A 24,641-nucleotide genomic window follows, 5' to 3' on the forward strand; every position below is an offset into this window, starting at 1 on the left:
CCGCGGCTCAGCCGCGGCGCCAGACCAGGCAGCGGTTGTTGGTCGGCATCTCCACGTCGCGCACCAGGCGCAGGCCGATCCTGGCGGCGAGCGCATCGACCGCCTCGAAATCGCGGATGCCCGAGGCCGCATCGCGCTCCTTCAGCCAGCCATCGAACGCGCGATTGCTGTCGCTGGTGTAGCAGCCGCCGTAGTTGAACGGCCCGTACACGGCCACGACCGCCTCGTCGGCCAGCACCGTCGCCAACCCGGCGAAGAACGCCTCGACCTGCGGCCAGCCCATGATGTGCAAGGTGTTGGCGCTGAACGCCGCATCGAACCCGCGCGACGCGCCGTCGGCGTCGCGCGGCAACGGCGGCGGCGGTGCGAAACCCGGCGCCGGCTGCACGACGGCTTGCAGCTCCAGCGGCGGCGGCGTATTCGCCAACGCCGCCTCGTCCAGCCACGCGCGGATGCCCGGCAGGTACGCCGCGGCATCGGAACATTGCCAGCGCAGCCACGGCATCGCCGCGGCGAAATGCACCGCGTGCTGGCCGGTGCCGCTGCCGATCTCCAGCGCGTCGCGGCGGTCGGCGAAGTGTTCGCGCAGCACCGCGAGGATGGGGTCGCGGTTGCGGTCGCAGGAGGGCGAATGAGGTTTCATTTAGGCGACTTTTCGGACCTGATCCGTGACCAACCAAGAACGTTATCGCTCTTTATCGCAACACGCAGCAATCTTCGATCTTCAAGATCGTTTACCGCCCCCGATTCACCTACGACGTAGAACGGCCCGACACGAGTGATCAAATCGACGTCGTAAAGCAGGTAAGCCTGTGGAGAGCCGCCCTGAACCACCACGCAGGGCCTTTTGCTCCATGCCGAGTTCACCGCATCGCAGCCCGTTCTGTCGAGGATCAGATTTACGTGGCTCACCTCACCGAGGTCGAAATGGGCGACGATCCTGCTTTGCCAACTCGTCAAAGAATTGGTCGCCAGAGTGAAATAACAGACGATCCCCAGCACGGCCACGGCTTTGGTCCTTGCTGATCTCTTCGAGACCGCCAGCATCAGCAAGTGCAAAAACACGGACAAAACCAGCAAGATAACGACATTGAGCGCCATGTCCCATCCCGTTCGATTCGCCCAGAACAGCAACATTAACGCGGCATAAGCCCACCAGAAGAAGTAGGAAAGCACCTGCAGCAAGAGGAATTTCCACCAACACCTACTCGGATCGACGACCCATCGCTTGCCGAAGTCGGTGTCCGCAACTACCCAGATTAGACCGACACAAAGTCCTGCTGCCGTGACTAGCGCCGTGATGAGCCATGGCACCGCTTCAAGCCAGACATCGAAACTGGCGAACAAAGCCCCATAGATCAAGGCAGCCGCTACGGCTCCGGCAACGGTACATAAGGCGAAGTTCTGATAGCGCCAATGGAAGACCGGCCGCTTCCCCTCACGAACAACTGAATTCTTTCTTGGCCCCATGCCGCATCTGGCCCAATGAACCAATGCCAGACCGGGGATCAGCATGATGAAACACACTGACAGCACTAGCAGTGCGCCCATAGCCGCGGCGGAGAGAACCACTCCGAACAGGTCGGGCAAAGCGAGTATCGGCAGGTAACCGATGCGATAGAAATGCAGCAGAATTATCATTCCGCCCCAAAGCATCGATGTCGTCAGTACTGCGCTTTTTGGGTGCTGCCTGAACTGAAGTATTAACCAGTCCAGCACTTTACCGCCCGGAACATCGGTATTTTCTGTGGCCTTTTTCTTGATTTTTTGCATCGTCGCCTCCGTGCCGATGCTTTTAAATTGCCACAGACGCCAAAACGATTTCGCTATGCGCTGCTACGCCGAAAAATCATTTCTCGGCAGCCGCGAACGCCAACCCCGACACCACGCCCAGCGACGGATCGCCCGCCACCAGTTGCGCATCCGGGAAGCAGCGCTGCGCCGCGGCGCGCACGTACGGCGCGCGCGACATGCCGCCGGTGAGGAACACCACCTGCGGCGGTTCGCCGATCTGCGCGGCGACTTCGCCGAGCAGTTCGGTCAGGAAGCCGAGGAAGCCTTCGGCGGCCGCGGACAGGTCGGGCGCGAGCACGTCCTGGGTCAGCCCGGTTTCGATGTAGTCGAGCGCGGCGCGGTTGCGCTCGTGCGAGCTCAGCTCGATCTTGGCCGCTTCCACCGCGCGGCTCAGGCGCGTGGTGTTGCCGGTGTCCTGCAGCGCGATCAGGCGCGGACCGAACGGCTCGGGCACCTCGCGGTAGGCGTCGCGGCGCTGGAAATCGCGCTGGCGGATCACGTCGTGCACGGTCGCGGCTTCGACGAAATGGTGCGCCGGCACGCGCGTGGCGCCCTTGCCGAACAGCGGCATGAAGCGCGACAGGCTCAGGGCGAGATCGACGTCGACGCCGCCGCGGGCGATGCCCCACGAACCCAGCACCCGCGGCGCCTGCGCGCCGCCGACTTCGGCCAGGGTGATGTCGCTGGTGCCGCCGCCGATGTCGACCACCAGCGCGCGGTGGCGCTGCGCGCTGCCGGCGTGATGGCCCAGCGCCGCGGCCACGGGTTCTTCCAGGAAATCGACCTGATCGAAACCGGCCGACGCGGCGGCCTCGCGCAGGATCTCCAGCGCCTGGTCGCCGCCGGCCGCGCCCATCGAGCTGCGGAACTGCACCGGCCGGCCCAGCACCGCCGCGCGCACGTTGGCGCCGAACTGCTGGCTGGCGCTGAGGCGGATGTGTTCGAGGATGTAGCCGGCGATGCCGACGATGGTCTGGCGCACGTGCGGCGCCAGCTGGTAACCGAGCATCGACTTGGGCGACTGCACCAGATTGCCGAAGCCTTCGGCCAGATACGCCTCCACCGCTTCCTCGCCGTACACCGCGTTCTGCAGCGAGGCGGCCGAGGCGCGCGCTTCGCGCACCTGCCGCTCCAGCCACTGTCGGCGCACCGCGCGCACCGCATCGCGGCGCAGCTCGATGTCGCTGCGGCGGGCCTGGCCGGGGTTGCGGCTCTGCTCGGCGCGCGCGCTGCGCACCAGCCCGTCGACCTCGGCCTCCATCGCGTCGTCGAGTTCGAACTTGTCCGGGTCGGGCACGGCCTCGGGAAAATACACCGTGGTGCGGAACTGGCGTTCCTCGCCGAAGCGCACGGTGCGGACCTCGCCGTCGATGACCGCGGCGGCGGCCGAATAGCTGGTGCCGAAATCGATGCCGATCTTCATGGGGAGCGGGGAAATTCGCGGCGCGCAAGGATACAAGGCCGCGGCCGGCTTTTGTGGGAGGGCCTTCAGGCCCGATGCCTTTCGGTCAGGTCGCGGCGAGCCGAGACAAAGGCATCGGGCCTGAAGGCCCTCCCACAAAGGCGCTGCCGCAAAAGTATGGGCCGCCGCCACAAACGGCAAAGCCGTCGCGCCCGCCACGTCCCCGTCTCACACGCTGAGACCCCAGTCGCGTACAACGAGACGACGCCCCGTCCGGCCCCGCCATGTCCGCTCTTATCGACCCCGCGCACCACGACCTCGTCCCCGCCCACCCCAACGCGCGCAAGGCCGAGGGCGAGGACGCGCCGCTGCCGGCGCGCCACGGCGCCGCGCTGGCCCAGCGCCTGCAGCGGCGTTATCGCGACCGCATCACCGGGCACTTCACCCTCCCCGGCCGCGAGGGCCGCTATGCGCCGCTGCCGGAGGATCTGCCCGAACCGCTGAAGGCCGCGCTGCGCGCGCGCGGCATCGACCGGCTCTACAGCCATCAGGCCGAGGCCTGGCAGGCCGCGCAGGCCGGCGAGCACGTCGCCGTGGTCACGCCCACCGCGTCGGGCAAGTCGCTGTGCTACACCTTGCCGGTGGTCAGCGCGGCGATGACCTCGGGCGCGAAGGCGCTGTATCTGTTTCCGACCAAGGCGCTGGCGCAGGACCAGGTAGCCGAATTGCTGGAGCTCAACCGCGCCGGCGACCTGGGCGTGAAAGCCTTCACCTTCGACGGCGACACGCCCGGCGATGCGCGCCAGGCGATCCGCCTGCACGGCGACATCGTCGTGTCCAACCCGGACATGCTGCATCAGGCGATCCTGCCGCATCACACCAAGTGGGCGCAGTTCTTCGAGAACCTGCGCTTTGTGGTGATCGACGAAGTACACACTTACCGCGGCGTGTTCGGCAGCCACGTCGCCGGGGTGCTGCGCCGGCTCAAGCGCATCTGCGCGTTCTACGGCGTGCGCCCGCAGTTCATCCTGTGCTCGGCCACCATCGGCAATCCGCAGGCGCATGCCGAAGCGCTGATCGAGCAGCCGGTGCGCGCGATCCTCGATTCCGGCGCGCCGACCGGCGACAAGCACGTGCTGCTGTGGAACCCGCCGGTGATCAACGCCGACCTCGGCCTGCGCGCCTCGGCGCGCTCGCAGAGCAACCGCATCGCCCGCATCGCGATCAAGGCCGGGCTCAAGACCCTGGTGTTCGCGCAGACCCGGCTGATGGTCGAGGTGCTGACCAAGTACTTGAAGGACGTGTTCGACGCCGATCCGCGCAAGCCCGCGCGCATCCGCGCCTACCGCGGCGGCTATCTGCCGAGCGAGCGGCGCGAGGCCGAGCGGGCGATGCGCGACGGCCGCATCGACGGCATCGTCGCGACCTCGGCGCTGGAACTGGGCGTGGACATCGGCAGCCTCGATGTGGTCGTGCTCAACGGCTATCCGGGCTCGGTCGCGGCCACCTGGCAGCGCTTCGGCCGCGCCGGGCGCCGCCAGCAACCCTCGCTCGGCGTGATGGTCGCCAGTTCGCAGCCGTTGGACCAGTACGTGGTGCGGCATCCGGATTTCTTCGCCGACGCCTCGCCCGAGCACGCGCGCATCGCCCCGGACCAGCCGCTGATCCTGTTCGACCACATCCGCTGCGCCGCGTTCGAGCTGCCGTTCCAGCAGGGCGAAGCGTTCGGCCCGGTCGATCCGGAAATATTCCTGGAAGCGCTGGCCGAAACCGGCGTGGTCCACCGCGAGGGCGAGCGCTGGGAATGGATCGCCGACAGCTATCCGGCCAACGCGGTGAGCCTGCGCTCGGTCGCCGACGGCAACTTCGTCGTGGTCGACCGCAGCGACGGGCGCCAGACCATCATCGCCGAAGTCGATTACTCGGCCGCGGCACTGACCTTGTACGAAGGCGCGATCCACATGATCCAGTCGGTGCCGTATCAGGTCGAACGGCTGGACTGGGACGGCCGCAAGGCCTACGTCACCCGCACCCACGTCGATTACTACACCGACTCGATCGACTACACCAAGCTCAAGGTGCTCGAACGCTTCGACGGCGGCGAGGCCGGCCGCGGCGACAGCCATCACGGCGAGGTGCACGTGGTGCGGCGCGTGGCCGGCTACAAGAAGATCCGCTACTACACCCACGAGAGCATCGGCTACGGCCCGGTCAACCTGCCCGACCAGGAACTGCACACCACCGCGCTGTGGTGGCAGTTGCCGCAGGGCGTGCTGCTGTCGCGTTTCGATTCGCGCCAGGACGCGCTCGACGGCTTTCTCGGCGCCGCGCACGCGCTGCACATCGTCGCCACGGTGGCGGTGATGGCCGACGCGCGCGATCTGCAGAAGTCGGTCGGCAACGGCGACGGCGCGTGGTTCGCGACCCAGGACAAGGACGGCCACGGGCAGATCCGCGCCGGCGACGGCGGCGGCGAAGGCCATGCCGCGATGGCCCTGGTCGGCGAGGTGCAGCAGTTCGTGCCGACGGTGTACCTGTACGACAACTTCCCCGGCGGCGTCGGGCTCAGCGAGCCGTTGTGGCAGCGTCAGGCCGAACTGGTACTGCGCGCGCGCGAGTTGGTCGCCAGCTGCGATTGCCGCGCCGGCTGCCCGGCCTGCGTCGGCCCGGTGCTGGCCAGCGACGAGGAAGGCCACGGCGCCACGCCGCGCGCGCTGGCGCTGAAGGTGCTGCACCTGCTCGCGGATGCCGACGCATGAGCTTGAACCTGGCCAAGCTGCGCGCATTGCAGAAGCAGGCCGGACGCAGCGAGGCGGCGCCGCAGCGCGATGCGGCGCCGACGGCGTTCCCGGTGGTGCGGCGCGAGCCGCACGAGGCGCCGAACGGCGCTACGTCGGTGGATGCATCGGTCGCCGCTGCCGCAACCGGCGACGCGCGCAGCGACGCCGCTGCGAACCCATCCGGCGGCGCGGACGCGATCTTCGGTCCCGACGGCCTCGCGCCTAGCCGCCCGCAACGTCCCGACCTCGACGCCCTGCGCCGCATGATCGCGCTGCGCGAGCGCAAGCCGACGACCGTTTCGCCCGCCGCCACACCCGCCCGGCGCGATCCCGATGCGAACGCGCGCGATACGAACGCACGCCCGCGCCTGCCCGCACGCGCGCCGGACGCACCGGCGCCGCGCAGCGTGCGCGCCCTGCCCGTCGATCGCTCCCTGCCCGGCGAGGAAATCGCGCCCGGCCTGCACCTGATCCAGGCCCATCTGCCGCTGCCGGGCCCATGCGAGGCGCTGTCGCTGGCCTTCGCCAAACGCCGCGACGACCACGTCGATCCGCGCCGGCTGCTGTTCTTCGACACCGAAACCACCGGCCTGGCCGGCGGCACCGGCACCCGCGCCTTCATGATCGGCGCGGCCGATTGGTACGACGACCCGCAGCGCGGCGACGGCCTGCGCATCCGCCAACTCATGATCTCCACGCTGTCGGCCGAGAGCGCGATGCTGCGCGAGTTCGCGCGCTGGCTGACGCCGGACACGGTGCTGTCGAGCTACAACGGCCGCTGCTACGACGCCCCGCTGCTCAACACCCGTTACCGGCTGGCGCGCATCGCCAATCCGCTGGCCGGGCTCGACCACGTCGACCTGTTGTTCCCGACCCGGCGCCTGTACCGCGGCGTGTGGGAGAACTGCAAGCTGGCGACGATGGAACGCGAACTGCTGCGGATCGTGCGCGAGGACGACCTGCCCGGTTCGCAGGCGCCGGCGGCGTGGCTGCATTTCCTGCGCGGCGGCGCGTCGTCGCTGCTGCGGCGGGTCGCCGCGCACAATCATCAGGACGTGGTCACCTTAGCCGAGTTGATGCAGCGGTTGGTGCAGGCGCAAGCGCAGGCGGATGCGGCGTTGCTGGCGTCCTGACGCGTTTGTGGGAGGGGCTTCAGTCCCGACGCGTTCGTTGCCGCCCCGATCGAAAAGCGTCGGGACTGAAGTCCCTCCCACAACGCCGGACACAAGCGATTACAAGCGCGATACATGCGCGTTCATCGCCCTCGTATAGACTCGCCCTGCCTCGCGGGAACGACCCGGTCGCGACGCAACGCGGCAACGCGCCAGACATGGCCTTCGCCGCCGCGCCGTTGCCGCGATGCCGGCCTTCATGCGCCGCACACGCCGCCGGGCCCAGGCTCGCGGCACTCCCGTCCATGCCTCATACAGGAGCCTCGCCATGTCCTCCCCCGTCTCTCTCCGCCTCGCCCTGCCGGTCGCCGCGCTCGGCCTGATGCTGTCGGCCTGCGCCACCCCGATTCCGCCGACCAACGTCGGCCAGAGCTGCAACGCCGAAGCCGCGCGCTGGGCCATCGGCCGCGCGCCCGACGCCGCCACGGTCGAGCGCATCCGCAGCGAAACCCACAGCCGCGACGTGCGCGTGCTGACCCCGGGCACGGCCGCGACCATGGATTACCGCGAAGACCGCATCAACGTCGACGTCAACGACCGCGGCGCAATCACCGGCCTGCGCTGCGGCTGATCCGCGCGCTTGCAGCGAAGCCCTTGTGGGAGGGCCTTCAGGCCCGATGCTCTTGTTTCGGATCGAAACGAACGCATCGGGCCTGAAGGCCTTCCCACAACAAAGACACCCGGATCTCCCGCGCTGTGCGCGCAGTCGCGAATCGGCGATCGCGCGCGCCGGCATTAACCCGCGACACAGCCGCCCCGGCGCAGGCTCGAGCGACCGCGCCCCGCGCGCATCGCGAAGGAGTCCGCCATGTCCGCACCGACCGTCGCCGTCCGCCGCCTTCTGCCCGCCCTGTGCCTGGCCGCCGCGTTGCCGCTGGCGATGAGCGCCTGCGCGGCCTCCCGCCCAGCCGCCGAGATGCCCAGTTCAACCGAACAAGCCGTCGCCACCGGGCAGACCGTCGCCGAGCCGGCCGCGCCGGCGCAGCCCGCCCCACTGCCGCCGCGCCCGAGCTGCAACGCCGAAGCCGCCAAATCCAGCCTGATCGGCAAGACCGCCGACGCCGCCACGGTCGAGCGCGCCCGCACCGCCGCCGGCGGCCACACGGTGCGCGTGCTCAAGCCGGGGCAGATGATCACCAAGGAATATCTGGACGGGCGGGTCAACGTGCATGTGGACGAGCGCAACGTCATCGTCGACGTGGGTTGCGGTTGAGCCGCGCGCGGCGCGCCGCCGCTCATGTCGCGTAGAGCCCGCCTCGCCTAAACTCCCGACCTTTTCCGGGAGCCTCTCGCCATGCGCCGCACTCTTTGGCCCCTCGCCGTCGTCGTCTTGATCGGCCTGTGGGCCTGGAACCAGTTCGGCCCTCATCCTGCTGCGACCGCCTCGGGCCCGGTCGCCGTCGCCGACGGTTCGCGCGCGCCGCGCAACGAGAACGCACGCGACGCCGCCTACCCCGCGTTCTTGCCGAACGAAGCCCACGACGTGCTGCGCCGCATCGCCGCTGGCGGCCCGTTCGAGCATCGCCAGGACGGCAGCACCTTCCAGAACCGCGAGCGCCGCCTGCCTTCGCAGCCGCGCGGCTACTACCGCGAGTACACCGTGGAAACGCCGGGCTCCGGCGACCGCGGCGCGCGCCGCATCGTCACCGGCGGCGATCCGCCGGCCGAGTATTACTACAGCGACGATCACTACCGCAGCTTCCGCCGTTTCGACCCGCCCGCCCAAGGAGCCGCGCGATGAGCGCCATCGACCCGCGCGCGTTGCTCGCCGACCCGGCCCAGGCCGGCGCCTACTTCATCGATGCGCGCGACAGCCAAGCCCTGGCCGATGCGGCCGCAGAACTCGAGTTCGCGCTCGCGCGGGTGGACTTCGCCGGTTGCCGCGACAAGGACGACGCGCTGGCCCGCATCGCCGCCGGCCTGCGCTTTCCCGAGTGGTTCGGCGGCAACTGGGACGCGCTCGACGACAGCGTCAACGACCTGTCGTGGTGGCCGGCGCCGGGCTATCTGTTGCTGATCGAACGCGCCGGCGCGTGGCAGGCGGCGAACGCCGACGACGCGGCGACCTTGGTGGAAATCCTCGGCGACGCCGCGCGCGACTGGGCCAAGACCCGGGTGCCGTTCTGGGCGTTGCTGCCGCTGCCGGAGGCGGAGCTGGGGCAGATGGCGCCTTGAGCTTGGTTTCCAGGGACTTCAGCGCCGTGTCGCGGTGAAGCCCTGGATGCCCGCCTTCGCGGGCATGGCGATGGGTGGGTTTCGCGGCAAGTCGGTTTCGCCGCACCTGTTCAAGTCGTCATCCCCGCGAACGCGGGGATCCAGAGACCTCAGAGCCATGCCTCGATAAAGCCCTGGATGCCCGCCTTCGCGGGCATGACGATGGGTGGGTTGCACAGCAAGTGGGTTTGACCGCGCCGCTCCAAGTCGTCATCCCCGCGAAGGCGGGGATCCAGAGACTTCAGCGCAATGCCCCGACCTCAGCGCTGATCGTCCTTCTTCTTGAAGTCGACCTTCTCGCTGCCGCGATCGGATTTCCAATCCACTTCCTGCTTGCGCTCGCACCACGACGGCGGGGTTTCGCCCGGGCGGGTCGGGCCGCTGGCGCATTCGGGCCGCGCGTCGACGGCGGCGTTGGTGTCGCGATACGACACCCCGCCGCAGCCGCTCAAGGCGACGGCGGCGAGCAGCGGAATCAAAACGGTGACTGCGCGCATGGGGTTCTCCTGGCTGTACGAACCACGACCATGCCGGCGCGCTGCGCTCGCCTACCTGTGCCATCAGTCAGGTGGGGAGGAGCGTGCATTCAGACAGTCGCTTCGGCCGTGCCCGCCTGCGCCGGCGCGGCCGGCGCCGTGGGCGCGCGCGCATAGCGCCAGGCGATCAGCAGGCCCAGGGTCAGCAGCGCCGCGGCGATGAACCACGGCGCGCCCGGCAGATGCACCGGCGCGCCCTTGCCGATGAAATAGCCGAAGCTGCCGGCGTACAACGCCGGCCCGATCACGCCGGCCAGCGCGATCAGACTCATCAGCGAGCCTTGCACCCGGCCCTGCGCGTCGGCGCCGACCTGGCGGGTGACCAGCGCCTGGGTCGCCGGCGCGGCCATCGCCCACAACGCGCTGATCGGCAGCCCGAGCAGGAAGTACCAGCCCTGTTCGGCCAGGCCGTAGATGACGAAGCCGATCACGCCGCAGCTCAGTCCCAGCAGCAAGGTGCGGCGCTCGCCCAGGCGCGCCACCACGCGGCCAATCAAGGCGACGTTGACGATGATGTTGAACACGCCCACCACCAGCAGCACCCAGCCGACTTCGCGCAGGCCCCAGTGGTACTGGTAGTCGGCGAACAGCACGAAGATGCTCGGATAGACGTAATGGGCCATGTTGGCGATGAACACCACCGCCGCCAGCCCGAACACCTGCGGATAGCGCTTGAGCAACATCAGCGAACCCAGCGGATTGGCGTGGCTCCAATCGAAACGCGCGGTGCGCTTTTCCTTCGGCAGCGACTCGGGCAGCACGAACAGGCCGTAGAGGAAGTTCAGCAGCGCCAGCCCGGCCGAGAACCAGAACGGCAGGCGCAAGTCGACCTCGCCCAGATACGCGCCGATCAACGGCCCGAGCACGAAACCCACGCCGAACGCGGCGCCGATCATGCCGAAGCTCTTGGCGCGCTGTTCCGGCGCGGTGATGTCGGCGATGTAGGCGTTGGCGGTGGTGAAGCTGGCCGAGGTGATGCCGGAGACGATCCGGCCGATCAGCAGCAGCGGCAAGGTGTTGGCCACCGCCATCAGGATGAAGTCCAGGCCCAGGCCCAGGCACGACAGCAGGATCACCGGCCGGCGGCCGTAGCGGTCCGACAGGCTGCCCTGGATCGGCGAGAACACGAACTGGACCAGCCCGAACACGGTGCCGAACAGGCCGACCCAATAGGCCGCGCGCGCGGTGTCGCCGTCGACGAACTTCTCGATCAGGTGCGGCAGCACCGGAATGATCAGCCCGAACGACAGCACGTCGATCAGCACGGTGACGAAGATGAAGACGAGCGCAGCGCGGCGCGCGCCCGGAGCGGGAGCGGATGCGGTAGTCATGGGGTCGGCGGCCGGCCTGAAAGAGGGTGCGAGGGATGCTCGCCGCGCAGTTTAGCGCCCGCCCGCGCGGCGACTACCGACGAATGTCATGCGGCAATGGTTTCCGACGTTACTAATGCGCCCGCGACCCGGTTATTTTTCCATTGCGATCATCGGCTTACGAAATCGGCTGTGAGCGCGCGCGCTCACAAGCGCGACGCCGCTCAAGTCTTGGAATTTCCGCGCCCCTGGGCGAATTGCCGCATCGCACAATTTGTGCTTAAGTCGGGACTCGCTCGGTTTTCAACGCTGCGGTGCGGACCAACGTCCTCGCCGGCGGTGGACGGTCTTCGAGCGAAAACCACCAGACTTAGCGACGTCGCGAACGCGACGCGCGTTGCGGACCTCAGGAAGCGAACTCCAGGACACAGCCGAACGCCGGAACCCGACGCAATGCCGCGCACCCGCGGCGGCGCCCCGACCGAGGCAGGACCACAACGCGCAGCGGTAGCGAGCTAGCGATCCACGGAACACTCATCGTCCCGGAGATGCGATGCAAGCCAGGCAAGACAGTGCGAGCCTTCCGAGTTCTGCGAACTCCCCCGGGCTCTACGATCCCCGCGACGAGCGGGACAGCTGCGGTTTCGGGCTGATCGCGCAGCTCGACGATCGTCCCAGCCGCGCCCTGGTGGACCGCGCCCTGGAAGCGCTGTCGCGCATGACCCATCGCGGCGGCGTCGCCGCCGACGGCCTCAGCGGCGACGGTTGCGGCCTGCTGATCCGCCATCCCGACGCGTTCCTGCGCCTGATCGCGCGCGAGGCCAACATCCGCCCGGGCGCGCACTTCGCCGCCGGTCTGGTGTTCCTGCCGCACGACGCCGACGCCGCCCAACGCGCCCGCGACACCCTCAACGAGACCCTGCGTAACGAAGGCATGCGGGTCACCGGCTGGCGCGTGGTGCCGACCAATCTGGAGGCCTGCGGCGACCTGGCGCGCTCCACCATGCCGCGGATCGAACAGATCTTCGTCGACGCGGCCAGCCCGTTCGATCCGGCCGCGTTCCAGCGCTCGCTGTTCCTGGCCCGGCGCCGCGCCGAACAGCGTCTGCGCGAGTTGCGCGATTTCTATGTGGTGAGCCTGTCTTCGGCCAGCATCGGCTACAAGGGCATGGTCCTGCCCGACCGGCTGATGCAGCTGTATCCGGACCTGCAACGGCCCGAACTGGCCGCCAGCGCGGTGGTGTTCCACCAGCGCTTCTCCACCAACACCACGCCGCGCTGGCCGCTGGCGCAGCCGTTCCGCTTGCTCGCCCACAACGGCGAGATCAACACCATCGCCGGCAACCGCGCCTGGGCGCAGGCGCGCGCGCACGCCTGGCGCACGCCGAACCTGGACCTGCGAGAGTTCGACCACATCGTCAGCGTCGACGGCTCGGATTCGCAAAGCCTCGACAACATGCTGGAAGTGCTGCAGGCCGGCGGCATGGACCTGCTCAAGGCGATGCGCATCCTGATCCCGCCGGCGACCCAATCGCTGGAATACAAGGACGCCGACCTCGCCGCGTTCTACGAGTACTACGCGCTCAACACCGAGCCGTGGGACGGCCCGGCCGGCATCGTCACCTGCGACGGCCGCTACGCCGCCTGCACGCTCGACCGCAACGGCCTGCGCCCGGCGCGCTGGCTGCGCTCGCGCGACCGCCATTTCCTGATCGCCTCGGAAGCCGGCGTGTGGGAGCTGCCGGCCGAAGAGATCGACGCCAAGGGCAAGCTCGGCCCGGGCGAGATGATCGCCGTCGACCTGTACCAGGGCGAGCTGCTGGATTCGGAAGCCATCGACCGGGTCAACCGCGCGCGCGCGCCGTACAAGCGCTGGCTCAAGCAGGGCATGACCTACCTGCACAGCGAATTGATCGATCCGAACCTGGCCGCGGAGCCGTTCGACCACGAGACCCTGGCCGGCTTCCAGAAGCTGTTCCAGCTCACCCGCGAGGAGCGCGAGCAAGTGCTGCGCCCGCTGGCCGAGATCGAACAGGAAGCCACCGGCTCGATGGGCGACGACGTGCCGATGGCGGTGCTCTCGCAACAGGTGCGGCCGCTGTACGACCACTTCCGCCAGGCCTTCGCCCAGGTCACCAACCCGCCGATCGATCCGCTGCGCGAGGATTGCGTGATGTCGCTCGCCACCCAGATCGGGCGCGAGGGCAACGTGTTCGTCGACGGGCCGGGCAACGTCGGCCACATCCATCTCAACTCGCCGGTGCTGGCCCAGCGCAAGCTGCGCCAGTTGCTGGCGATGTCGCCCTACGACCAGTCGCACCGCTACATCGACCTCAACTACACCGCCGAGGAAGGGCTCAAGGCGGCGCTGCTGCGGCTGTGCCGCGAGGCCGAGGAGGCCACCCGCGACGGCATCGTGCTGCTGATCGTCAGCGACCGCCGCCCGCGCCGCGACGCGCTGATGATGCACGCGCTGCTGGCCACCGGCGCGATCCACCAGCATCTGGTCCGGGTCGGCCTGCGCTGCGAGGCCAACCTCATCATCGAAACCGGCACCGCGCGCGATCCGCACCACTTCGCCTGCCTGATCGGTTTCGGCGCGACCGCGGTGTATCCGTACCTCGCGTACCAGACTCTTCACGACCTGGGCGCGCGCGGCATCCTGCGCACCAAGCACGGCGAGGTCGCGCAGATCGGCCGCAGCTATCGCCGCGCGATCAAGAAGGGCCTGCTCAAGATCATCTCCAAGATGGGCATCGCCACCATCGGCAGCTACCGCGGCGCGCAGTTGTTCGAGATCATCGGCCTGGACAAGGAGGTGGTCGAGCTGTGCTTCACCGGCACGCCTTCGCGCATCAGCGGCGCCGGCTTCGAGCTGCTGCAGGGCGACGACGAAACCCTGGCCGACATCGCCTGGAACCCGAACCGGCTGCCGGAGATCGGCGGCCTGCTCAAGTACACGCCCGGCGGCGAATACCATCTGTTCAATCCCGACGTGGTCACCCGCCTGCAGCGCGCGGTCGGCAGCGGGGAGTGGAGCGACTGGCAGCACTACGCCGAAGCGGTCAACGAGCGCCCGACCGCGGCGCTGCGCGACTTGCTGGAACTCGAAGCCGATCCGGCGCGGGCGATACCGCTGGAGGACGTCGAACCGGTCGACGCCATCGTGCGCCGCTTCGATTCGGCGGCGATGAGCCTGGGCGCGCTGTCGCCGGAAGCGCACGAAGCGCTGGCGATCGCGATGAACCGGCTCGGCGGGCGCTCGAACTCGGGCGAAGGCGGCGAGGATCCGGCGCGCTATCGCAGCGACAAGGTGTCGAAGATCAAGCAGATCGCCTCGGGCCGCTTCGGCGTCACCCCGGAGTATCTGGTCAACGCCGAAGTGCTGCAGATCAAGGTCGCCCAGGGCGCCAAGCCCGGCGAAGGCGGCCAGTTGCCGGGGCACAAGGTCAACGAGCTGATCGCGCGGCTGCGCTATGCGATGCCGGGCATCGGCCTGATTTCGCCGCCGCCGCATCACGACATCTATTCGATCGAGGATCTGGCGCAGTTGATCCACGACCTGCGCCAGGTCAATCCCGAAGCGCTGATCTCGGTGAAGCTGGTCTCGCACGCCGGCGTGGGCACCATCGCCACCGGCGTGGCCAAGGCCGGCGCCGACCTGATCACCGTGTCCGGCCACGACGGCGGCACCGGCGCCAGCCCGCTGTCGTCGATCCGCTACGCCGGCACGCCGTGGGAGCTGGGCCTGGCCGAGGCGCGGCAAGCGCTGATCGGCAACGACCTGCGCGAACGCGTGATCCTGCAGACCGACGGCGGGCTCAAGAGCGGCCTGGACGTGGTCAAGGCGGCGCTGCTGGGCGCGGAGAGCTTCGGCTTCGGCACCGCGCCGATGATCGCGCTGGGCTGCAAGTACCTGCGCATCTGCCACCTCAACAACTGCGCCACCGGCGTGGCGACGCAGGACAACGCGCTGCGCCGCGATCATTTCACCGGCCTGCCGGAACGGGTCGAGAATTTCTTCCGCCTGCTCGCCGAGGAAGTGCGGCATTGGCTGGCCGCGCTGGGCGTGCGCACGCTCGGCGAAATCGTCGGCCGCACCGACCTGCTGCGCCAGCGCGACGGCGACAGCGCGCGCCAGCATCGGCTCGACCTGTCGCCGCTGCTGGCCGGCTCCGGCCTGGCCCACGGCGGCCACTGCGGGATGCCGGCGCCGCCGGCCGAACCCGAAGGGCTGGCGCTGCAACTCGACACCGAGCTGGCCGCGGCGATCGCGCACAAGGCCGGCGGCGAGTACAGCTACAAGATCCGCAACACCGACCGCAGCATCGGCGCGCGCCTGTCCGGGCGCATCGCCCGCGCCCACGGCGACCGCGGCATGAACGACGCACCGCTGACCCTGCGTTTCCAGGGCACCGCCGGCCAGAGCTTCGGCGCGTTCCAGGCCGGCGGCCTGCAGTTCGAGCTCACCGGCGAAGCCAACGACTACGTCGGCAAGGGCATGGCCGGCGGCCGCATCGTGCTGCGTCCGCCCGCGGGCGCGCGCTACGCCGCGCACGAGACGCCGATCCTCGGCAACACCTGTCTGTACGGCGCCACCGGCGGCGAGCTCTACGCCGCCGGCCGCGCCGGCGAGCGCTTCGGCGTGCGCAACTCCGGCGCGACCGCGGTGGTGGAAGGCGCCGGCGATCACTGCTGCGAGTACATGACCGGCGGCGTGGTCGCGGTGCTCGGCCGCACCGGCCTGAACTTCGGCGCCGGCTTCACCGGCGGCATGGCTTACGTGCTCGACGTCGAGCGCGATTTCGTCGATCGCTACAACCACGAGCTGATCGACATCCTGCGCATCTCCGCCGACGGTTTCGAGCACCACCGCTCGCACCTGCACGACCTGCTGGAAACCCACGTGGCGCTGACCGGCAGCGCCTGGGCGCGGCGCATCCTCGACGAGATGCGCGATTACCTGGGCAAGTTCTGGCTGGTCAAGCCCAAGGCGGCGAGCCTGGAATCGCTGGCCGAAACCCTGCGGAGCGCGGCGTGATCGCGCGCGCGGCCGCACTCACCCGTCCCGCGTCGGCGACGCGGGCGACGCTCACCTGGAAGGCGACGACGATGAACCGAATTTCGCGCAACCACGGCCTTGGCATTTCCCCGGTAAAACCCGCCGCCGCCGCGCATTCGTCCCTCGCCGTGTGTCGACAACGCCATCGAGTCCAGCAAGCATGAGCAAGAAGCAGGTCTTCCAATTCCGCGACGCCCCGCGCGAGATGCCCTCGCGCATTCCGCTGCAACTGCGCCTGGACGGCGACTGGGGCGAGTTGTACGGCCGCTTCGCCGAAGTCGAGGCCAAAAAGCAGGCCGGCCGCTGCCTGGATTGCGGCAATCCCTACTGCGGCTGGGCCTGCCCGCTGCACAACTACATTCCCAACTGGCTCGAGCTGGCGCGCGAAGGCCGCCTGCACGAAGCCGCCTCGCTCTGCCACGAGACCAACCCGCTGCCGGAAATCTGCGGCCGGGTCTGCCCGCAGGACCGCCTGTGCGAAGGCAGTTGCACGCTCAACGACGGTTTCGGCGCGGTCACCATCGGCGCGGTGGAGAAGTACATCGTCGACAACGCGCTCGCCGACGGCTGGCGCCCCGATTTGTCGACGGTGAAGGCCACGGGCCACCGCGTCGCGATCGTCGGCGCCGGGCCGGCGGGATTGTCCTGCGCCGACCGCCTCGCCCGCGCCGGCATCCAGGCGGTGGTGTTCGACCGCTACGAACACATCGGCGGCCTGCTGCACTTCGGCATTCCCAGCTTCAAGCTGGAGAAGTCGGTGATGGCCAAGCGCCGCGAGGTGCTCGAAGGCATGGGCGTGCAGTTCCGCCTCGGCGTGGAGATCGGCCGCGACATCGGCTTCGATGCGCTGATCGCCGACTACGACGCGGTGTTCCTCGGCCTGGGCACCTATCGCTACACCGACGGCGGCCTGCCCGGCCAGGACTTGCGCAACGTGCTGCCGGCGCTGCCGTTCCTGGTCCAGAACGGGCGCATCGTGCACGGCGAGGGCGCCGACGCGAGTTCCGCGCCGATCGCCGGCTGGGAAGACCATATCGAACTGCCCGACCTGCACGGCAAGCGGGTGATCGTGCTCGGCGGCGGCGACACCGGCATGGACTGCGTGCGCAGCGCGGTGCGGCTGGGCGCGGCGCAGGTCAGCTGCGTGTACCGCCGCGACGAGGCCAACATGCCCGGCTCGGCGCGCGAAGTGGCCAATGCGCGCGAGGAAGGCGTGCAATTCCTGTTCAACCGCCAGCCGCTGGAACTCAGCGGCGACGGCGAGACTGTGCGCGGCGTGCGCGTGGCCCAGACCCGACTGGGCGCGCCCGACGCGCGCGGCCGCCAGCGCGCCGAGATCGTCGAAGGCAGCGAGGAACTGCTCGACGCCGACGTGGTGGTGATCGCGTTCGGCTTCCAGCCCGACCCGCCGGTGTGGCTGGCGCAGCAGGGCATCGAACTGGCCGACAACGGCCGGATCAAGGTGCTGGCGAGCACTGAAAGCTGCGCGACCCGGCGCAAGGCCGCGGCCGCGCTGCCGTACCAGACCACCCACCCCAAGGTGTTCGCCGGCGGCGACGCCGTGCGCGGCGCCGACCTGGTGGTGACCGCGGCGTTCGAAGGCCGCGAGGCGGCGGCCGGCATCGTGTCGCTGCTGCGCGAACGCGCGCCGCTGGCGGCGCAGCGCGACGCGGCGCTGGCCAAGGCCGGCTGAGCGCGCCGCGGCGGGCGGCGGCGCGCGCATTGCGGCGCCGCCCGCGCTCGCCTTCGCATCGGGGGACCCGCGCGCTACACTCGCCCGGGCCGGGAACGGCACACCGGGGGACGCCGCAGGCTGCGGCGCGGTGCTCATTCGAAGGAACGACCCATGCGAATCGCCATTCCAACCGCGCTGCTGTGCCTGTCGCTGCTCGGCGCCTGCGCGCGCGCCGACCGCCCCGCGCCGTCGCAGCCGGCGCCGTCGAAGCTGCCCGACGCCGCGCAGGCCGGCGCGGCCATCGCCGAGATGTTCGGCGACCCCGCGCCGACCCGCGACGTGGCGGTGGTGCTGGGCACCTGCATTCCCGCGGTGGGCGCCGAATTCCCGGGCCAGACCGCGTGCACGGTGAAGATCCAGAGCGGCGCCGGCGCGTCGGAAACCCAGGCCGATTTCTACTGGAACGGCGAACGCTGGATCGCGGTGCCGAGCCAGTCGCAGGGCAAGCTGCCGTTTCCGGATCCGAAGCTGGGCTGAGCAGCGGCCGCTGGCGCGGCGCGCTATCGAGCGGGTTGTTCCGACTCCGGCGCCTTCGACGCCGGAATCGAAGCGGCGCGGTCAGCGGCGCTTCGCGCTCGACCGGACACCGTCAGCGTCTCGCGCTCAACCGGGTGCTTTAGCGCCTCGTGCTAAACCGGGCGCCTTCAGCGCCTCGCGTCGAACCGGGCGCCTTCAGCGCCCCGGCCCCACATCGATGAAACGCAGGAACTCGGCGCGGGTGCGCGCGTCGTCGCGGAACATGCCGAGCATCTTCGAGGTGATCATGCTGACGCCGCGCTTGTGCACGCCGCGCGTGGTCATGCACTCGTGCGCGCCCTCGACCACCACGCCCACGCCCAGCGGCTGCAGCACGTCCTGGATCGACTGGGCGATCTGCGCGGTCATCTTCTCCTGCACCTGGAAGCGGCGCGCGTAGGTCTCGACCACGCGGGCGAGCTTGCTGATGCCCACGACCTTGCCGTTGGGCAGATAGCCGACATGGGCCTTGCCGATGATCGGCGCCATGTGGTGCTCGCAATGGCTTTCGAACTCGATGTCGCGCAGCACGATCATCTCGTCGTAGCCGGCCACTTCCTCGAAGGTGCGCGCCAGGTACTCGCGCGGATCGTCGTCGTAGCCGCTGAACCAGTCGCCGTAGGCGGTGACCACGCGCTTGGGCGTGTCGAGCAGGCCTTCGCGGGTCGGGTCTTCGCCGGCCCAGGCCAGCAGGGTGCGGACCGCGGCCTCGGCTTGCTCGCGGCTGGGCTTGTCGGGGGTGTCGGCCATGGGACGGGCCTTGTGTGCTTGGGGGGACACGAATGCTACCAAGCTCGGAATCGGGACGGGGGAATCGGCGATCGGCCGCGCCTGGCGGCTTGCCGCTTCTGCCTTGAACCCGTTCTCTATTCCCTGCTTGCGTTGCCGATGCCCGGGCAAAAAAAAGGTCGCCCAACCAGGGCGACCAGTCGGCTCCCCGGGGAGAGAGCGCCGGGGGAGCGGTGGGCTTTGCGCGGACTGTCAGCGCAAAGGCCGGTCGAGCGCGTGGGGCAGGTTGCGCTCGATGTGGTGCCAACCGTCGCGCACCGCTTCGCGCGCTTCGGTCCAGTGCAGCCGCGACGCGGCGCGGCAACGGTCCCATTGCGCCGCCAATGCCGGTTCGACCTCTTCGAACCGCCGTCCGCGGCAATGCAGATAACAGTCGTAGCCGTAGCGATACGCCGGTTCGTAATCGGGCCACTCGCGGCCGGCGCTGTAGTACGGGGCGAAGCGGAACTCGCGATGGAAATGCTCGCGATATTCGCCCGGGTCTATCGCCTGTACGACCGCCGCGCCGACATCCGTTTCGTCGTGATTGCTCATGGCTCGCATCGACTTGCCAATTCCATGAGCCCAAGCTAGGCCCACGACGATGCAACCCAGGTGAAGATTTGCGTTGCGGCTTAAGACGTTCAGCCTGCGCCCGGAAAAGCCGCGAATGCGTTAGCGCTGCGTGACGGAAACCGTCGCCGCGCGTGTACGCCGCGGCCGCGGCCTCACTGCGCCTGCAGCACCACCGCCACGTCGCGGCCGCCGCCCTGGGCCACGCTGACCGCGTTGCGGCCGGCGGCGACGGCGTGACGCAGCGCCAGGCGCGCGCGTTCGAACAAATCCGGCACCGGCTCGCCGCGCTGCGACATGGCCAGGCCGATGCTCACGCTCATCACGATCTCGTGGCTGTCGATGCGGAACGGGCGCTGGGCGAAGGTCTCGCCGATGCGCCGCGCCAGCAGTTCGCTTTCGCCGCGCTCGCATTCGCTGACGATGCCGAAGCAGTCGCCGTCCATGCGCGCGATGGTGTCGTCCGGGCGCAGCACCCCGCGCATGCGCGACAGCGCTTGCTGCAGCAGCGCATCGCCGACCGCGCGGCCATAGCGCGCGTTGACCTCGGCGAAGCCGTCCAGGTCGACCAGCAGCAGCGCGTAGTTGTTGACGTTGAGGCTGCCCGGCGACGACCACGCCTGCAGCATCTGCTCCAGCACCTGGGCGTTGAGCGCGCCGGTGAGCGGGTCGCGCTCCACCGACTGGCGCGCCAGCAGCACGATGCGGTGGCGGTTGGCGGCGTGCTGGCTCAAGGCCAGCGCCAGCACCGCCGATTCCAGCACCGCGGTCAGCGCCAGCCCGCGCTCGGCCCATTCGGCGTCCTGCAGGCCGAGGATGTTGGCCGCCAGCGCCGCGGCCAGCACCAGCATCGGCGTCCAGCCCAGCAGGTAATAGCCTGCGTACGGCGCGCCCTTGCGCCAGGCGGCGACCGCGATCACCAGCATCAGCGGCACGCCCAACAGCAGCAGGATGTTGCCGCCGATGTACCACCAGCCGTAGACGTGCTCGCGCAGGAGCAGCAGCACCAGCAGCCAGCCGATGTTGGCCCACTGCACGATGCGCAGCGCCCAGGTGATGCGCGGCATCAGCCGCGGCAGGTCGAGGAAGCGCACGCTGAAGCCGAGCTGGAAGATCGTCGCCAGCGTCGCCAGCGCCCACCCCACCGCCGGTTCGCTGGCCAGCCCGGCCAGCCCCCACATCTCCGAGGCGTCGCCGGAGCGCAGCAGCAGGTAGGTGGCCATGCACGCCAGGTACGCGCCGTAGCCGAGGTAGACGAAATCGCGGAACGCCACCCACACGCCGACCATCGCCACCGCCATCAGCATCATCGCGGTGAAGGCGGCGGCCATGAAGCGGGCGTCGCCGCGCTCCTGCCGGGCCAGCTCGGGAATGCTGGCGAAGTTGAGGCGGATCTCGCTCATGGCCGCGCGGCCCTTGATCCGCACATAGGCCACCGACGAGGTCGGCCAGCCGTTGGGCAGCGGCATCACCCAGCCGCGCCGCATCAGCGGCACGCCGCCGTGTTCGGCGTCGTCGATCTCGCGCGCGGTGGCCGCGCCGGGCGGGTAGTACAGCAGCGGGCCCATCGCGCGCGAGCCGCGCACCACCAGCATCTGGCCGTCGCCGGGCTTGATCGTGCGCTGGCTGGTCAGGCGCAGCCAGTAGCCGGCCTCGCGCCGCGGCAGGCTGAAGCGGACGAAGTCGTGCGGGCGCTCGGCGACCATGCTGCGCAGCACCGGCGCGCCGACCGGCGGGGTCTGCAGGTCGGTTTCGGTCATCAGCACCTCGACCTTGAGCGATTGCGCCGCGGCCGGCGCGCCCAACAGCAGCGCGCACAGCATCGCGATCGTCAGCGCCCACACCGCCTTGCGCATGTCCCGGTCCGCTCCCGCCTACGAAGAACGTCGAAGTCTAGCCGCTGCGGGCGCGCGCGGGGATGGCGGCGCGGCGACTGCTTGGCGCGATGCAACATGCGCCGGCGCATCGCGCCGCGGCGATGCGGCCGCGCGGCCGCGCTCAGCCGCCGCGATCGCTGCGCAGGCGCTTGAGCCGGCGCTCGTCGCCGGCCGCGGCGCGCGCGGCGACCGCGCTGAAGGCGACGATGCCCAGCACCACCAGCCCGGCCCCGGCCAGCGCCTGGCCGTGCGGCCAGGCCTCGCCCAGCCACAGCGCGCCGATCGCGGTGGCGAACACGATTTCCGCCGCCTGCATCGCCTCGGCCGCGGCCAGCGCGGTCGGGTCGTTGCGGACCATGCCGGTGGCCTGGAAGAACAGGATCGTGGCGATCACCCCGGCGCCCAGCGCCACGCCCGCGGCCAGCCACAGCTGCGCCGGCGGCGGCGCGCCGGCCTGGGCGCCGGCGTACAGCGCGGTCGCCCACCACAGCGGCTGGCTCGCCAGGGTCATGCCGAACACGCGCTGGGTGGCGTTGAGCTCGGTCCCGGCCCGCTCCAGGTGCAGCAACAGGCCGCGGTTGCCGAGCGGATAGGCGACCGCCGCCACCGCCACGCACACCAGCGCGATCCAGCCGGCGCGGTCGAGCCGGCCGCCGCCGTGGCCGAGCTGCATCAGCAGCACGCCGGCGACGATCAGCGCGCCGACCAGCAGCGCCGGCAGCGGCACCCGCGCGCGTTCGTCGCGGTAGAGGAACGGCGCGCACAGCATCCCGGCGATCACGGTGAGCTGGAAGGTCGCGGCGATCAGCCACGACGGGCCGCTGGCGGCGGCGTAGCTCAGGCACAGGTAGAACAGGCCGAAGCCGATCGCGCTCCAGGCCAGCCACGGCCCCGGATGGGCGCGGATCGCCCGCCACACCGGCACGATCCCGCCTTGCAGCGGCATCGCCAGCAGCAGCATCGGCAGGGTGAACAGGTAACGCAGCGACGCGGTCCAGGCCCAATGCCCGCCGCTGCTGGCGGCGGCGCGGTTGAGCACGTAGGTGCAGGTGAAGAACAGCGCCGAGGCCAGCGCGATCAGCACCGCCCACAAGGCCCGGCGCTGCGCGCTCACGGCCGCGGCCGCACGCGGATGCTCGACACCGGCACCTGCACCTCGTCGACCCCGCCGACCCGGATCGGCGTGCCCGGCTCCGGGCCCCAGGCGTGGGCGTAGATGACTTCCCAGGTCGCCGGCAGGCGACCGTCGGCGCCGCGCAGCGGCTCGTAGGCCTGGGCCGCGCGGGCGAAGCGGGCGCGGCCGGTGAGGCTGCGGCGGCGCTCGACGCTGGCGTTGGTGGCGCCGAGCGTGCGCAGCTCGCGCATCAGATGACCCAGGTCCGGATGGCCGAGCACGAACTCGTCGCGGTCCAGCACCGGGTTCTTGAAGCCGGCCGCGATCAGCGCGTCGCCGAACTGGGCGATCGAGGCGAACGGGCTCACGTGCGGCGCCGCGTCGGCTTCGGCGAAGGCGCCGCGCAGTTCGAACAAGGTGTCCGGGCCGAACGTGGACACCAGCAGCAGGCCGCCGGGCTTGAGCACGCGGCGGAAGCCGGCGAACACCGCCGGCAGGTCTTCGACCCATTGCAGGCACAGGTTGGAGAACAGCACATCGACGCTGGCGTCGCGCAGCGGCAGCGCGCGCGCGTCGGCGCACACCGCCTCGGGCCGGCGCGCGCCGCCGAGCAGGCGTTGACGCCAACCGCCGCCGCCGAAGTTCTCGCGCGCCTGGCGCAGCATCGGCAGCGCCAGGTCGAGCGCGACCACTTGCGCGCGCGGCCAGCGCTTTTGCATCGCCGCGCTGAGATGGCCGGGGCCGCAGCCGACATCGACGACCACGTCGGGCACGCGTTCTTCGAGGTAATCCAGGGTTTCGCTCAGGCGCGCGCCGACTTCGCGCTGCAGCGCGGCGGCCTGGTCGTAGCCGTGCGCGGCGCGCGAGAACGAGCGGCGCACTTGGCGGTGGTCGAACAGATCGGTCATGGCGGAACTCAAGAGGCGACGGCGGCCGACGCCTGCGCGGCGAAGGCTTCGATGGCGGCGGCGACTTCGTCGGTGGCGCCGAGGAACGGCGCGTGGCCGGCGCTGGCGATGACTTCGCTGCGGCCGTGCGGCGCGAGCGCGGCGGCGGCCGGCATCGCCCCGGCCGGCACCAGGCGGTCGCGGCGGCCGGAGATCCACAGGCTCGGCACGCGCAGCTGCGGAAGTTCGGCGCGCACGTCGAATTCGTCGAGCAGCACCAACCCTTCCTGCAGCGCGCGCGGCGCCGGTTCGCCGCGCTCGAAGGCGAGCTGGCGCAGATGGCGCAGTTCTTCCTGGGCCTTGGCCGAGCCCAGCGCTTCCAGCGCCAAAAAGCCGTCGAGGGTGCCGCGGAAATCGCGCTCGAGCGCTTCGCCGAAGTTGCGGAACAGGCTCGGCTGCACGCCGTGCGGCCAGTCGTCGCCGACCACGAAGCGAGGAGAGGACGCGATCAGGATCAGGCCGCGCACGCGCTCGGGATGGTCCAGGCCCGCGCGCAGCGCGACCTGGCCGCCGAGCGACCAGCCGAGCCAGAAGGCATCGGGAATGCGCTGGGTGAGCTCGTCGGCCAGGGCCTTCGGGTCCAGCGCCGTAGCGTCGTCGCGGGCGTAGCCGTGGCCGGGCAGATCGATCAGGTGCGCGGTGAAGGCATCGCCCAGGCGTTCGACCAGCGGCGCGAACAGGCCGGCGTGCATGGCCCAGCCGTGGATCAGCGCCAGCGCCGGGCGCCCGCTGCCGGCGGGAGCGCCGGCGGTTTGGATGTACATGGAAAGTCCGTGCTGCTGCGTTTGCGTGCCGCCGTCGCAGCGCGGGGGCGATGCGACGGAGGGTGGTGCGTTTTCGC

At 70.0% G+C, this 24,641-nt stretch carries 21 protein-coding genes and 2 pseudogenes; 10 read left to right on the forward strand and 13 right to left on the reverse strand.

All coding sequences use genetic code 11. From position 1 onward, the window contains the following. Nucleotides 1-7: 7 nt before the first annotated feature. From BLU84_RS21215 to BLU84_RS21225, 3 genes are all read right to left on the reverse strand, one after another. A complete protein-coding gene (locus tag BLU84_RS21215) occupies nt 8-643 on the reverse strand; it encodes a DUF938 domain-containing protein (protein WP_074871833.1) in 636 nt (211 codons plus the stop codon). After that, a complete protein-coding gene (locus tag BLU84_RS21220; RefSeq protein WP_139175168.1) occupies nt 640-1,773 on the reverse strand; it encodes a hypothetical protein in 1,134 nt (377 codons plus the stop codon). The genes BLU84_RS21215 and BLU84_RS21220 overlap by 4 nt, the downstream gene beginning before the upstream one ends. Before the next feature lie 76 nt (nt 1,774-1,849). After that, a complete protein-coding gene (locus BLU84_RS21225) occupies nt 1,850-3,217 on the reverse strand; it encodes an Hsp70 family protein (protein ID WP_074871838.1) in 1,368 nt (455 codons plus the stop codon). A gap of 53 nt (nt 3,218-3,270) precedes the next feature. On the opposite strand from BLU84_RS21225, the gene BLU84_RS28855 reads away from it, so the two are divergent. The 3 genes and pseudogenes from BLU84_RS28855 to BLU84_RS21235 form a co-directional block, all read left to right on the forward strand. Further along, nucleotides 3,271-3,435, forward strand: coding sequence for a DUF6053 domain-containing protein (locus BLU84_RS28855; RefSeq protein WP_425479429.1), 165 nt, complete (start codon nt 3,271-3,273; stop codon nt 3,433-3,435). Nucleotides 3,436-3,480: 45 nt separating this feature from the next. Further along, the gene (locus BLU84_RS21230; protein WP_074871840.1) at nt 3,481-5,955 is read left to right on the forward strand and encodes a DEAD/DEAH box helicase; all 2,475 of its coding nucleotides are present in this window, start codon (nt 3,481-3,483) and stop codon (nt 5,953-5,955) included. A 428-nt stretch (nt 5,956-6,383) separates the two neighbouring features. Continuing rightward, a pseudogene (locus tag BLU84_RS21235) lies at nt 6,384-7,109 on the forward strand (ribonuclease H-like domain-containing protein); the annotation flags it as partial. Here the strand turns inward: BLU84_RS21235 and BLU84_RS28860 are convergent. Continuing rightward, nucleotides 7,041-7,202, reverse strand: coding sequence for a DUF6053 domain-containing protein (locus tag BLU84_RS28860; protein ID WP_425479430.1), 162 nt, complete (start codon nt 7,200-7,202; stop codon nt 7,041-7,043). The pseudogene BLU84_RS21235 and the gene BLU84_RS28860 overlap by 69 nt on opposite strands. Nucleotides 7,203-7,416: 214 nt before the next feature. Between BLU84_RS28860 and BLU84_RS21240 the strand changes: the two genes are divergently transcribed. Next, nucleotides 7,417-7,719, forward strand: a complete 303-nt coding sequence (locus BLU84_RS21240) for an I78 family peptidase inhibitor (RefSeq protein WP_074871844.1) — start codon at nt 7,417-7,419, stop codon at nt 7,717-7,719. 15 nt (nt 7,720-7,734) lie between these two features. Here the strand turns inward: BLU84_RS21240 and BLU84_RS28865 are convergent. Further along, nucleotides 7,735-7,884, reverse strand: a pseudogene (locus tag BLU84_RS28865) (DUF6053 domain-containing protein); the annotation flags it as partial. A 72-nt stretch (nt 7,885-7,956) separates the two neighbouring features. Between BLU84_RS28865 and BLU84_RS21245 the strand changes: the two are divergent. The 3 genes from BLU84_RS21245 to BLU84_RS21255 all read left to right on the forward strand — a co-directional run bounded on the left by BLU84_RS21245 (nt 7,957) and on the right by BLU84_RS21255 (nt 9,323). Further along, complete coding sequence (locus BLU84_RS21245; protein ID WP_074871846.1) at nt 7,957-8,361, forward strand: I78 family peptidase inhibitor; 405 nt, start codon at nt 7,957-7,959, stop codon at nt 8,359-8,361. An 81-nt stretch (nt 8,362-8,442) separates the two neighbouring features. After that, nucleotides 8,443-8,889, forward strand: coding sequence for a guanyl-specific ribonuclease (locus tag BLU84_RS21250; RefSeq protein WP_074871850.1), 447 nt, complete (start codon nt 8,443-8,445; stop codon nt 8,887-8,889). After that, nucleotides 8,886-9,323, forward strand: coding sequence for a barstar family protein (locus BLU84_RS21255; protein ID WP_074871852.1), 438 nt, complete (start codon nt 8,886-8,888; stop codon nt 9,321-9,323). Before BLU84_RS21250 ends, BLU84_RS21255 begins: the two co-directional genes overlap by 4 nt. A gap of 299 nt (nt 9,324-9,622) precedes the next feature. On the opposite strand, the gene BLU84_RS21260 is transcribed toward BLU84_RS21255, so the two are convergent. Then, entirely contained in the window at nt 9,623-9,859 is a 237-nt protein-coding gene (locus BLU84_RS21260; RefSeq protein WP_074871854.1) for a hypothetical protein, read from the reverse strand. 89 nt (nt 9,860-9,948) lie between these two features. Then, nucleotides 9,949-11,229: a TCR/Tet family MFS transporter gene (locus BLU84_RS21265; protein WP_074871856.1), complete on the reverse strand. Its 1,281-nt coding sequence runs from the start codon at nt 11,227-11,229 to the stop codon at nt 9,949-9,951. A 532-nt stretch (nt 11,230-11,761) separates the two neighbouring features. On the opposite strand from BLU84_RS21265, the gene gltB reads away from it, so the two are divergent. The 3 genes from gltB (at nt 11,762) to BLU84_RS21280 (ending at nt 18,482) form a co-directional block, all read left to right on the forward strand. Continuing rightward, on the forward strand, nt 11,762-16,249 hold the full coding sequence (gltB, locus tag BLU84_RS21270; RefSeq protein WP_074871858.1) for a glutamate synthase large subunit: 4,488 nt from the start codon (nt 11,762-11,764) through the stop codon (nt 16,247-16,249). 181 nt (nt 16,250-16,430) lie between these two features. Further along, on the forward strand, nt 16,431-17,963 hold the full coding sequence (locus BLU84_RS21275; RefSeq protein WP_074871860.1) for an FAD-dependent oxidoreductase: 1,533 nt from the start codon (nt 16,431-16,433) through the stop codon (nt 17,961-17,963). 153 nt (nt 17,964-18,116) lie between these two features. Next, the gene (locus BLU84_RS21280) at nt 18,117-18,482 is read left to right on the forward strand and encodes a hypothetical protein (protein ID WP_074871862.1); all 366 of its coding nucleotides are present in this window, start codon (nt 18,117-18,119) and stop codon (nt 18,480-18,482) included. Nucleotides 18,483-18,677: 195 nt separating this feature from the next. On the opposite strand, the gene folE is transcribed toward BLU84_RS21280, so the two are convergent. From folE to bioH, 6 genes are all read right to left on the reverse strand, one after another. Beyond that, complete coding sequence (gene folE, locus BLU84_RS21285) at nt 18,678-19,271, reverse strand: GTP cyclohydrolase I FolE (RefSeq protein WP_074871864.1); 594 nt, start codon at nt 19,269-19,271, stop codon at nt 18,678-18,680. Nucleotides 19,272-19,502: 231 nt separating this feature from the next. Beyond that, nucleotides 19,503-19,844, reverse strand: coding sequence for a hypothetical protein (locus tag BLU84_RS21290; RefSeq protein WP_074871866.1), 342 nt, complete (start codon nt 19,842-19,844; stop codon nt 19,503-19,505). Nucleotides 19,845-20,017: 173 nt separating this feature from the next. Next, nucleotides 20,018-21,718, reverse strand: a complete 1,701-nt coding sequence (locus tag BLU84_RS21295; protein WP_074871868.1) for a sensor domain-containing diguanylate cyclase — start codon at nt 21,716-21,718, stop codon at nt 20,018-20,020. Nucleotides 21,719-21,860: 142 nt separating this feature from the next. After that, nucleotides 21,861-22,853 carry a multidrug resistance efflux transporter family protein gene (locus BLU84_RS21300; RefSeq protein ID WP_233431198.1) on the reverse strand — a complete coding sequence of 331 codons (993 nt, stop codon included), beginning with the start codon at nt 22,851-22,853 and terminating at the stop codon, nt 21,861-21,863. Then, on the reverse strand, nt 22,850-23,761 hold the full coding sequence (gene bioC / locus BLU84_RS21305) for a malonyl-ACP O-methyltransferase BioC (protein ID WP_074871870.1): 912 nt from the start codon (nt 23,759-23,761) through the stop codon (nt 22,850-22,852). Before bioC ends, BLU84_RS21300 begins: the two co-directional genes overlap by 4 nt. An 8-nt stretch (nt 23,762-23,769) precedes the next feature. Continuing rightward, nucleotides 23,770-24,564, reverse strand: a complete 795-nt coding sequence (gene bioH, locus BLU84_RS21310; protein WP_074871873.1) for a pimeloyl-ACP methyl ester esterase BioH — start codon at nt 24,562-24,564, stop codon at nt 23,770-23,772. Nucleotides 24,565-24,641 lie beyond the last annotated feature (77 nt).

It is taken from the genome of Lysobacter enzymogenes (assembly GCF_900106525.1).
Lineage (GTDB): Bacteria > Pseudomonadota > Gammaproteobacteria > Xanthomonadales > Xanthomonadaceae > Lysobacter > Lysobacter enzymogenes.